General features: G+C 42.8%; 11 protein-coding genes. 9 read left to right on the plus strand and 2 right to left on the minus strand.

Features of this window, described 5'->3' with window-relative positions; all coding sequences use genetic code 11:
• Window positions 1-164: 164 nt before the first annotated feature.
• Entirely contained in the window at window positions 165-434 is a 270-nt protein-coding gene (locus tag U9O96_02110) for an acylphosphatase (GenBank protein ID MEA2053901.1), read from the minus strand.
• A gap of 119 nt (window positions 435-553) precedes the next feature.
• On the opposite strand from U9O96_02110, the gene U9O96_02115 reads away from it, so the two are divergent.
• From U9O96_02115 to U9O96_02150, 8 genes are all read left to right on the plus strand, one after another.
• The gene (locus tag U9O96_02115; GenBank protein MEA2053902.1) at window positions 554-1,849 is read left to right on the plus strand and encodes an Nre family DNA repair protein; all 1,296 of its coding nucleotides are present in this window, start codon (window positions 554-556) and stop codon (window positions 1,847-1,849) included.
• Window positions 1,846-2,628 (plus strand): radical SAM protein, encoded by a 783-nt coding sequence (locus tag U9O96_02120; GenBank protein ID MEA2053903.1) that lies wholly within the window; start codon window positions 1,846-1,848, stop codon window positions 2,626-2,628. The genes U9O96_02115 and U9O96_02120 overlap by 4 nt, the downstream gene beginning before the upstream one ends.
• Before the next feature lie 234 nt (window positions 2,629-2,862).
• Window positions 2,863-3,513, plus strand: coding sequence for a class I SAM-dependent methyltransferase (locus tag U9O96_02125; protein ID MEA2053904.1), 651 nt, complete (start codon window positions 2,863-2,865; stop codon window positions 3,511-3,513).
• A gap of 65 nt (window positions 3,514-3,578) precedes the next feature.
• On the plus strand, window positions 3,579-3,851 hold the full coding sequence (locus U9O96_02130; GenBank protein ID MEA2053905.1) for a UPF0058 family protein: 273 nt from the start codon (window positions 3,579-3,581) through the stop codon (window positions 3,849-3,851).
• A 78-nt stretch (window positions 3,852-3,929) separates the two neighbouring features.
• Window positions 3,930-5,954 (plus strand): C25 family cysteine peptidase, encoded by a 2,025-nt coding sequence (locus U9O96_02135; GenBank protein ID MEA2053906.1) that lies wholly within the window; start codon window positions 3,930-3,932, stop codon window positions 5,952-5,954.
• The gene (locus U9O96_02140) at window positions 5,951-6,838 is read left to right on the plus strand and encodes a carbohydrate kinase family protein (GenBank protein ID MEA2053907.1); all 888 of its coding nucleotides are present in this window, start codon (window positions 5,951-5,953) and stop codon (window positions 6,836-6,838) included. The genes U9O96_02135 and U9O96_02140 overlap by 4 nt, the downstream gene beginning before the upstream one ends.
• A gap of 26 nt (window positions 6,839-6,864) precedes the next feature.
• Window positions 6,865-8,154: an aspartate--tRNA(Asn) ligase gene (gene aspS / locus U9O96_02145; GenBank protein ID MEA2053908.1), complete on the plus strand. Its 1,290-nt coding sequence runs from the start codon at window positions 6,865-6,867 to the stop codon at window positions 8,152-8,154.
• 40 nt (window positions 8,155-8,194) lie between these two features.
• Window positions 8,195-8,887 (plus strand): hypothetical protein, encoded by a 693-nt coding sequence (locus tag U9O96_02150; GenBank protein ID MEA2053909.1) that lies wholly within the window; start codon window positions 8,195-8,197, stop codon window positions 8,885-8,887.
• Window positions 8,888-8,931: 44 nt separating this feature from the next.
• Here U9O96_02150 and hypF read toward each other — a convergent pair whose 3' ends face one another.
• Window positions 8,932-11,193 (minus strand): carbamoyltransferase HypF, encoded by a 2,262-nt coding sequence (gene hypF / locus U9O96_02155; protein ID MEA2053910.1) that lies wholly within the window; start codon window positions 11,191-11,193, stop codon window positions 8,932-8,934.
• Between the two features lie 79 nt (window positions 11,194-11,272).
• Between hypF and U9O96_02160 the strand changes: the two genes are divergently transcribed.
• A complete protein-coding gene (locus U9O96_02160; protein MEA2053911.1) occupies window positions 11,273-11,446 on the plus strand; it encodes a hypothetical protein in 174 nt (57 codons plus the stop codon).
• Window positions 11,447-11,667: the final 221 nt, after the last annotated feature.

An 11,667-nucleotide genomic window follows, 5' to 3' on the forward strand; every position in this document is an offset into this window, starting at 1 on the left:
GATTCACAGCAACGGCTAACCGTGTTTACCGCCGAGTGAGATGCGGCATGACCGAGCCCCTTGTGGGCGAGGGCTTGCCGAGGAACGAAGGCGGAATGGGGTTATAGGGGCGTAGCCCCTATTTCACCAAAAGTGTAGAGGTAAGCAGTCGGGTGATAAGTCTTCTAATACCGTATACTAAATCCATCCTCTCCTTTCGGTTCTTCATAGGTTACATCAACGTTTTTAACCCTTGCCAATGGTGGGCCACGATAACACCACCTTATAATTTCATCCACCTTTTCGTCTTCTCCTTCAAAAACGGCTTCCACTCCCCCATCTGGAAGATTGCGAACCCAGCCATTCAGAAAAAGTTCTTCTGCCTTTTCCTTTGTGGATGACCTGAACCACACCCCCTGAACTCTACCAGAGATTAATACATGGGCACTTTTCATGAGACAGAATAAGTAAAAAGATATTTATTTTTGTGGTCCTGCACCCTGCAACGAAAAGATTTTTAAATGTGCCTGGGAGGGGCAAAAATCTTTTTTAACTCTATGCCATTATTAAATGAATGAAAACCGCACCGCGGAAATTTCTGGATGCCGATGAGGTCAGTAAATCAATTTTCAGCTCGAATTCAAATAATGCCTCTTCCCTCTGCCTGAAATGCAGGGGGGCAAAGCTGCTATGCGGGAAGGAAAGATGTCCCATTCTTGTAAAGTTTTACTCCAGTATGAAAACAAAACCGCTCATCGATTCCATTTCCATACACGGCTCAACGCCCCCATCCGTATTTATTGGAAGGGAAGGGTATCCGAAAGTCAACATCGGGCCTATGCTTCCTCCCATCCAGGGAGATACCTCCTTTATAGACACGCCTGAGCAATGGATCGGCAGGGGCATCGATGACATCGTGGATTTCAGAATGAAACTGGTGAGAGGAAAATACCTCACCTCTGTACATGACTTTTCCGGAAAAATTGTTGAATTTACGAGAGAGATTGCTTTAGCAGCCAAGTCAGTTGACATGGAAGTGACATTCAAAAAAAAGCCCCGCGGCAATATCGCTTTATACGACGAAGTGCAGCCTCACGGTCCGTCCGCCCCGATAAAGAAAGTATGGCTGGAAAATCCAAGGGTAGAACCAAAAATTGAAAGGGCATTTTATGACGGAGATCTGAAAGCAAAAGATGCCCTGCTTGAGTTGTACAATAACGGCGTCCTAATTTCGAGAATGCAGAAAGCGTTTTCTGTCGGTGCTTTCGGCATAGAGGAAAATAGGAAATTCGTACCGACGAGGTGGAGCATAACCGCTGTTGACTCGACGATAGGCAATGAGATAAAAAAGAAGGTGAAAGAATATCCTTTCATAAACGAATACTGTTTGTACGAAACGCACGGCCTCGACAACAGGTGGCTTATTTTTATGTACCCCTCTGCCTGGGAGTACGAACTCATAGAGGCATGGTATCCCAACACCACATGGAATCCGTCTAAAAGAAGAATAGTCATATTTGGAGACCATGAATTCTATAAAGGACGAAGCACCTATGCAACCATCGGTGGGTGTTATTATGCGGCCCGTCTCGCTGCTGCCGAGGCTTTAAACAGGGAAAGAAGGCAGGCTGGCGTTGTCATTTTAAGGGAGATACATCCGGGTTACATAATGCCGGTCGGCGTGTGGAACGTCCGGGAAAATGTGAGAGATGCATTGAGAAAAGAACCCCTCAGATTTGACACATTTCAAAGTGCTTTAATGCATATTTCCCAGGTAATGAACATTCCACTGGAGAGATGGATCGAGACAAGCGAGTTAATTAAAGGCAGGCTGTATCAGTGCAGACTGGATGATTTCCTAAAACCATGATAAAAGAAAAGTGGTGCAAGACTGCATTGTCGCCGTCAAAATTGCCCGGGCTGGATTACTCCCTCAATCCGTATTCCGGCTGCTCACATTCCTGCAAGTACTGCTATGTCCCGAATGTTCTGCATGTTGACAGGAAAAAATGGAGTGAAGTGCATGCAAAAGTCAACATTCCCATGGTCCTGAGAAAGGAGTTGAAAGTTAAAAGGAGGGGGGTCGTGGGCATATCAACGGTTACCGATGCCTACCAGCCGGCAGAGAAAAAATACGAACTGACGAGAAGATGCCTTTTATTGCTCCTAAAAAATGACTTTCCTGTCGATATCCAGACCAAATCGGACCTGGTTTTGCGAGACATCGGCCTAATAAAAAAATTCAGCAGGGCGGCGGTCGGCATTACAATTACTACGCTTGATGAAACGAGCAGAAGGTTGCTTGAGCCCAGGGCACCGCCCATCAAAAAAAGACTGCAGGCAGTAAAAAAGCTGTCCGATGGAAACGTATATGCCTACGTTTTCTTCGGTCCCGTTTTTCCGGATATTGAAATTGAGGATGTAAAAAAGTATGTTCAAACTTTCATTGATTCCGGAGCGAAAGAAATCATGGTGGACTCCCTCCATCTGAAGCCCGGGGTCTGGGAAAGCATTTCTTCATCTCTGCCCGATAAAAAAAGAGAGATTTTTGGAGAAAGACTAAAAACAAACTATTACGCTCATATATTTTCCGAGATGGAAAAAGAATGCAGAGGAAAAGTTGTACTGACAAAAGCATTTGACCATTGAAAGAATTTTTATGAAAATGCTTATAATGACAGTTTTGATTATATTTGTGAAAATGGAAACGGGGTTTCGGTGATGAAATGGCATGGTGAAGCAAAAGCTTATAAATCCGCAAGGGAGAGTCTTCAAAAATTGATCGATTTTCTAAAGGGTGATTGCTCTTCAATCGTAAGTGTGCCTATTTGGCATATAGGAATTGAATAGGTTTATCTTTTGTTACATAAAGAGGCCATCAAAATGAGCGATAAAGAAGTCTTGAAAGGATTTTGTGGCAAATGGGCTAACAAAATTGCTTGGCTTGATGCGCGGCTCGAATTGGACTGCATCCATCCTATTTTTCTGAAGAGGGGCATTAAGGAAATACCCTTAAAAAAAGAAAGCAAAGTAATCGATATTGGTTGCGGGATGGGATGGGCATGCCGACAGATGGCCAGAGTAACCACCGAAGGCGAAGTGGTAGGTATAGATGCCTTAGAAAATGCAATAAATAAAGCAGGGCAATTGACTTTAAAGGATAAATCATATGATTACAAGAACCTTGTGTATAAGGTTGCCAATGCTACAGATATTCCGTACCCGGGCGGCTACTTCGATTATGCCATAACTTTTGTATCTTTTTCTTGGTGGGTCGACCCGGACAAGGCTTTGGAAGAAATAGTAAGGGTGCTAAAACTGAAAGGAAAGCTGTATGTATTGGATGTATATGATAAAGGACTTGGAGGTATGCTTGCCAGGATGTCCAACCATTTTTTGTCATTCAAAGAAAAAATTTATTCGGCAGGCCAGTACAGAACATTTTTAGAGAAACGATTTGCAGAGGTTTGGCAAAAGAAGATGAACCCGCTTGGATGGGGGCTGCTGACAGTCGGTATAAAAAATGAATGTTAGTTTCTGGCTACAAGCGGCGAAAAGTTTAATAACAAGTTATTTATTTAAGATATGGAAGGGATGCGATGCAAAAGGAGGAAATAATCCAACTCCATACTCTGTTTGCTCAAATAAAAAACGAGCTGGAAAGACAATCTTTGGGCCAAAATGTAGCATTCGAAGAATACAATGCATTGGGTATACTTCCCCATCACGTGCATAAGTCGAAGGACGACCATAAAAAAGCTGTGTTTATCCTAGGCAAGGGAATAGCACAGGTTTTTTCTCGCGAGGATAAGTATTCCGGTACTGGAAGAGTTGCGGAGAGATTGGCGAGAATGGAAGCAAGAATAAGATAAAAAGGCAGAGGAGTGAGCAGTCTTGTTTCTTGGGCATTAATAAATAGTTTTAAGTAGAATATATGCTTTTACATTTCGATGACGAGGAAAGCCATTATCTCGGTTTTTGTACTGGTTTTACTTGTGCTTGGTAGTACCGTCTACGTAAGGGGAGATGCGGTACGGAGCAGTAACATAATACTTGGTTTCTCGCCCCCCGTTATAACAGACAGCGGCAAATATGTTACCATTTCCATGGAAAATATGCTTTCTTCTCCTTCACTGTCCGGATATCCAATCATGCCCTATAAAACAAAAGTGCTTACATTCCCGTTCGGAACGAAAATTGAAAACATAGATGTTGAAGTGGGCAACATTCAGACAATGCACCTGGACAAAAAAATAGCCCCTGCTCCAGAGCCTGTACCGCTGAACGGAGCTGTACCAAAAGCAGCGAAGGAAGGCAGTGTGTATGAAAGCAATGAACCATATCCACCAAACTGGTTCACATATAATATTGGTGCGGGCATTCAAAACGGAGAGCATGCTATATTTCTTTCAATACATGCTTTTCCAGCACGCTATATTCCATCAACAAATGAACTGGAGTATGTAAATGAAATGAGCATTGAGATAAATTACATTCCTCCTGAAAAGCCGATGCTTAACAATGATGCTTATGACTTGCTCATTGTATCGCCATCTGAGTTCAGCAACGCTTTACAGCCGCTGGTAGAGCATAAAGAGAATTACGGTGTTACGACAAAACTCGTCACATTGAACGAGGTTTATTCATCAGAGGGAAGAGATAAGCCAGAAAAAATAAAGTATTTCATTAAAAATGCAATAGAACAGTGGGGTATAGATTATGTGATGCTTGTGGGCAGTGCAGATAAATTGCCGGTGAGGCTGTCATACACTTATGACGGCGAAGAGGATAATTTTCCAAGCGATCTTTATTATGCAGACATTTATGATTCCGGTGGACATTTTTCCCCGTGGGATACAAATAATAATAATCTATTCGGTGAGTATCAGTATCAGGGAAAAACCGATGACATGGATCTTTATCCAGACGTTTATATCGGCAGATTGGCATGCGATAACGCCGCGGGAGTGTCCACGATAGTGAATAAAATTATTTATTACGAGAGCAACACATTCGGGAAAGAATGGTTTACACGGGCAGTATTGTGCGGCGGGGACAGCCATAATGACAATGGTGGCATATATGAGGGAGAGTACACAAAAAAGCAGGCTCTTTCTTATCTGGACGATTTCACAATCACAAAATTGTATGCTTCTCTCGAAAATCTTGATGGCAAAAGTATAAGAAAAGAAATAAACGACGGGGCAGGATTTGTTGATTTTTCTGGACATGGAAACAGGTACAGCTGGGCAACACACCCCCCTGGAGAATTTAGTAAATGGATAGGTATTGATATGAGCGATGTATCTCTGCTTTCAAATGCCAACGAGTATCCAATAATTGTGCTGGACGCATGCTCCACCGGTGATTTTGAACATGGAAACTGTCTTGCATGGCATTTTGTTAAATCCAGTGATAAAGGAGCAATTGCCACTTTTGCAACTACGGCGCTCTCATGGGGTTATATTGGCTCTTCGTGCACTATAGGTCTATCTGGGTATATGGACGTACACCTTACCAAGCATTTCTCGAAGATGGAAAGGGCGGGAGAGATACTTGCCAACAGCATTGAGGACTACCTTAACCATCATTCCGAGATGGACAAACATGATTACAAGACAATTGAGGAATTTGAATTATTCGGCGACCCGTCTCTGGCAACAGGCGGGAGGGGATGCAGCATAAATAAGCCGCGATCAGGACATCTTTACCTCTTTAACAAGGAAGTTATGCCAACGCTCTTTGGTGGAACATTCATAATCGGAAAAATAGGGATTGAAGCAGCAGTATCTAGCGACATAACAAAAGTGGAATTCTATGTTGATGATAAATTAAGATATGCTGCGGAAAATGAACCATATGAATGGTTCTGGGATGAAAAAGGATTGGGAAAACACAGCCTAAAAATCGTGGGATATGAAGAAAGCGGGGGAGCAGTGGAAAATTCAATGGATGTCCTCATCTTCAATATATGATCGAAAAAGTAACAGTTACCGGGCATATTGCACTGGATTTCATTTTTGATATACCCTACTATCCTGAAAAAAATCATTCGATTTTCATAAAACACAAGGAAGAACATTTCGGCGGCGGCGCAGCCAACATCGCCGTGGGGCTTGCAAAATTGGGCTGCAAAAGTGAGCTTATAGCTACCGTAGATGAAAATTTTGAGAGCAGTCATTACGGTCTTTATCTTAAAAATCTGGGCGTGGAACTTAACTTAAAAAAATTTAAAGGGGAGCTTGCCAGGGCATACATATTCAATGATGAAGAACAAAATCAGATAACCTATTTTTACTGGGGCGTATCTGAAAATATGAAGCATGCAGGAACTAATGCAAGAGATACTGTTCATATTGCCCCTTCCCATCCTGGATTTGCGTGCGATATGGCAGAGAATGCAAAATTCCTTGCATTCGAGCCGGGCCAGGACATTCCCAGATATAAAAAAGAGCAGCTGTCTTTTATACTGGACAATACAGACATTCTTTTCTGCAATAATTTTGAGTTGAAGCAGATAGAAAAAATTTTAGAATTGGAAAAACAAAAATTATTGAGGCAGATGGATGTGGTCATGACGGAAGGGGAGAAAGGAAGCATTCTTTATAGTGAAGGCAATAAAAAAAGAATTCCTGCGGTAAAAGCAAATGTTGTGGATCCTACAGGAGCCGGTGACGCATACAAGGCGGCGTTCTGGGCGGGCTTGATTCGTGGGCTTGATTTGGAGACTTCATGTAAACTGGGGAGTATTGCATCGTCCCTGGTTGTTAAAAAAAGAGGAGCACAATCGGGATTGCCGGACTGGGATAAACTTCTTGAATTGTATGAAATTCATTTTGAGAAAGCAGAAAAGATTTAATCCTTCATCTCTTTTACATGGATATTATGCTGAGAACCTGTTATTCAAGAGACGTGGGAGAAAAGGAATTTGGCAAGACCATAACAATCGCTGGATGGGTAGAGGACATAAGAAATCTTGGAGGGATCGCTTTTATTTTGCTCAGGGATAAAAAAGGAAAGTCGCAGGTCACCTGTATTAAAAAGGAAAACCCGGAGTTGTTTGAAAAAATAACATCTATTCCAAGAGAGAGCGTTATATCGGTGAAGGGGCTGTGCCAGAAAAACGAGAAAGTAATGAACGGATGGGAACTGTTGCCGAGAGAGATGAAAATTCTTTCATGTGCAGAGACACCGCTCCCCATGGGCATTGCCGATAAAGTAAACGTTGACTTCGATACCCGTCTTGACAACAGGTTTATAGATTTGAGGAGGGAAAAAGTTCAGGCAATTTTTAGGATAAGACATACTTTCATTGAGGCAGCATCTGATTTTCTTTCATCCCATGGCTTCGTACAGGTTCATACCCCAAAAATTACCGTCTCCTCTCCAGAAGGAGGCACGGAGGTTTTCAAAATAAATTACTTCGGGAGAGACGCATATCTCGTGCAGTCCCCACAGCTTTACAAACAGATTCTGATGGCCACAGGAATGGACAGAGTGTACGAGGTGGCATGGTATTTCAGGGCGGAGGAGCATGACACATCAAAACATCTGAATGAATCAACGGCGATGGATGTAGAGATGGCATTTATAGAGAGTGAAGAAGATGTTATGCAAGTAGGGGAAAAAATGGTGGAGGCAACCCTTGAAAAAATAACGGAAGAGAGAGAGAAAGAGATTGAATTGTTGGATGCAGACATACACGTACCACAGCTGCCTTTTACGAGGATAAAATATGATGAAGTTGTAGAAATTCTTGAAAAGCATACAGAATTTAAATGGGGAGATGACCTCGGTACAGATGAGGAAAAGATGATAGGAAAAGAACTGGGAGAAGATTTTTATTTCATAATCCGGTTCCCTTTGAAAACAAAGCCTTTTTATGCCATGCCTGACGGGCAGTATGCAAAAGCCTTTGATTTGGAATGCAATGGAACGGAGATTTCATCCGGGGCACAGCGTATCCATGACTACAATATGCTGAAAAATAGGATTGTGGAACTGGGAATGAATGTTGAAAATTTCAATGAGTATTTGAAGGCTTTCCGCTATGGAATGCCCCCCCACGGCGGGTTCGGCTTCGGAATAGAGCGCTTTCTTATGGAAGCGCTGAACCTCGGCAATGTGAGAGAATGCATCCTGTTTCCGAGAGACAAAAAGAGGATAAGTCCGTAATATTTATAAACCAATGCCTGTTATAACTTTGGAGGAGAAAATGAGCAGAATAAAAGGGAAAACAGTTGTTGTTGCCCTGCTATTTTTTACATTGGCTTTTGTGCCTTTAGTCATCACTGGAAATGCAGAAAAAGAACAGGTGCAAACAGTAACATGTTATTTGATAGGAAATGGAGATAGGGTAAAGAAACAGAACGAGCTCTCGATACAGGAAACGGAAAATCTCCTCGAGAAAATTGGGACAGCAGTAGAGGTATTTAAACCATTGAAAGAAAGGGACGGGGCTTATCTTACAGATACCGAAAGAGAGGAAGCAAAATATGTGCTTGACGAACTCTTCGCAGCATTGCGTGATGCAGGTCTTATAGAAGCGGGAGTTACTCCGTATACAGTAGGTCTTTTTCCCGATGCTGGGATAGCACTTCTCCATCCCATTTTGAGCTGTGGCGTTGGCTGCAGTTACATCCCACTATACCCGGGAGAGGCTTTTCTCGGTGTAATGCTCCGTCCGATCTTCCTACAGTATTTCTTTGCGGGTTACACTGGCTGTTTCAATGTCCGGCTGGCTCCACCGAGAATTGAATACTGGGACTGGGTAGGAACACAAACCATCATGGTGTTCGGCTTCGTGGGTATTTACATCGATTTCGCGAGCGTTGGACTCGGAATACCACCTGTACAGGTTCTGATAGGAGAGAGTCTGTTCACTGCTGGCATAGATTGGTGGTTATAAGGTCAACCCAACTTTTTCTCTCTTTCTCTTTTTGTTGATAAAGATTATCTTATTTTTGCATTTGCTACCAGTGCCTGGCCGAAAGATATGCCCCCGTCCCCTGCCGGGAGCTTTTCATTTCTCAGAAATTTTATGTCACGGCTTTCAACTTCTTTTCTGATGACTTTTACCATATGCTCATTATAGGCACATCCCCCTGCAACACCTACGGTGGCAATATGTTCCCTTATCGCATATTCCACTGCAATCTCTGCCAGCCCCTTCGCCAGGTACTCCTCCGCAGAAAAAGCTAGATTTTTCGTATTTTTTTTCCTGCCATCCCAGATTTTATTGAGCATATAAGACGTATTAAGGACTGGAACATCTCCCCATTCTATTTTTGGATTGATTGCTTCGCTTTTCCCTCCCGTTGCATAACTCTCGAGCCTCATGGCCGGCTCTCCCTCATATGTCCTCACGTTGCGTATGTCGAGCAAGGCAGCAACGGCATCTAAAATCCGGCCACAACTTGTGGTTTTTATGCCTTCCTTTTTTTTCACTTGCTTGAGCAGTATTTCTATTTCTTTTTTTCCATAAGGAAACGATTTTTCACGGGTATAAAGAAAGTCATCGAGTTCACTTCCCGATGGCAGAATGCTGGCAACCATCCTCAAAGGGTATTTTGTGGCAAGGTCTCCCCCAATCATGTACTGCTCTTCAAGATGTCCCACTCTTTCATAATCGGAAAAGGAGCAGTGAAGAACTTCCCCACCCCATATATTGCCATCCTCTCCATAGCCGATGCCGTCGATGGCAATGCCAACTGTCTCATTTACGCCAAATTCTCCCATGAGCCCTGCGATATGGGCATGGTGATGCTGAACACCTATAACTGGGGCAGAATATTCATCTCCGAACTCCATTGCCATCTTTGTAGTCGAAAACTGGGGATGGGTATCATGGGCAACTGCCTCCGGCCTCGCATTTGTCAGCTTAAGCAGATGCCTCGTTTCCTCTTCGAGAAATTGGATTGTGTCATGCTTTGTTGTATTCCCTATGTAGGGGGATAAAAATGCCCTGCCGTTTGCCAGAATGCATGACGTAACGTTAAGTTCAGCCCCGAGAGCGAGGACATCTTTTGTATTGAACGACAATTTCACTGGAGCGGGCACGTATCCCCTGGAGCGCCTCAGCAGCACAGGCTTTCCGTCAACAAAGCGGACTACTGTATCATCACATCTATGTGCTATTTTTCTGTCATAAAGCAGGAAATAATCCACCCTGCCTCCAAATTTTTTTATCGCCTCCTTGTTTTTGTATACGATGGGCTCGCCCGGCACGTTTGCAGATGTCATTATAAGAGGATGGGGACATTTCTGGAAAAGCATGACATGCAGCCCGGTATAAGGAAGCATAATCCCCACATTGTGCAGGCCAGGTGCCACCATTTCCATTTTCTTTTTCTTTTCAAGTACGACAATGGGCTTGATATAGGAAGTGAGCATTTCTTTTTCTTTATCATCAATGAATGCAATATTTTTTACCATGTCTATGCCATTTGCCATAATCGCGAACGGTTTGTTCTCCCTCCCCAGGATTTCCCTCAATTTTTTTATTGCATCAGGATAAAAAGCAGAACATGCTATATGGAAACCACCGTTTCCTTTAACTGCAATGATTTTTTTGTTCATTAGCAAGAGAGCAGCTTTCCAGATGGCTTCCCTGCCCGATTTGAGATTATTTCCCATTCCGTCAAGCAGATATACCTGGGGGCCACATGTTTCACATGCAATTGTCTGAGCGTGATATCTTCTATCGGCAACGTCAGTATATTCTGCACGGCAATCATTGCACATTGGAAATTCGTCCATGGTTGTATTTGGACGGTCATAGGGAAGTTTTTTTATTACTGTATATCTCGGACCGCAGTTGGTGCATGTGGTAAAAAAATAATTGTATCTTCTATTATTCCTGTCATTCATTTCTTCTATGCACTCGTCGCATATGCCAACATCGGGCGGAATAATGGAAGCAGTGCCATTCTTTACATCCTCGCTGCTCTTCCTTATTTCAAAAGTTTTGAATACTTCTTCCTTCCCCCATTTTACGTCCATGCTGTCAATATTTGCCAGCGGGGGTTTTTTTCTTTCTATATCATTGATAAAATTCTCTATTCTTTCCTTACTGCCTTCAACGACTATTTCCACCCCTGCATCACCGAGATTGAGGACATATCCCTTCAGTTTGTTAGAAAATGCAATCCTGTAAATGAACGGGCGGAAGCCCACTCCCTGAACGACGCCATTGACTATTATTTTCGCACGCATTTCTCATGTTGAGAACCGCAGCATATTTAATCCTTTTCCATTCACAACATGAATAAATGATTTGCACATGTAACTGTTGATGGAATTATATGAAGTAATGGGGAACAGGTGGAGTACGCTCCATTTTCATAGGACTTCATTTCCAATGGAAAAACTTGATAAAATCCTTGAAGTGGGACTGCTTTCCCCTTCCGGGGCAGATAAGAAACCCTACATATGTATTATCGTTGATGAAGTTGACCTGAAAAGATAGATACGGGAGTGCTGCGAAAAAACAGATAAGGAATTTTATGACTCGTCCCTCCCATGGTTCAAGGCATGGATGAAAAAGAAAAATATCTCTCTAAAACGGAAGTTCCAGAAAAAAATTTGATGTGGAAAGCTCAAAAAACTCCAGAATTAAGGAGGCGGTCGCTATTTTTTTCTCTTAAGATTCAATTTTTTTCTAGTGGCTACTTTTATGCCACGATGTGG

The sequence above is a fragment of the Candidatus Thermoplasmatota archaeon genome, from assembly GCA_034660695.1.
GTDB lineage: Archaea > Thermoplasmatota > E2 > UBA202 > DSCA01 > JAYEJS01.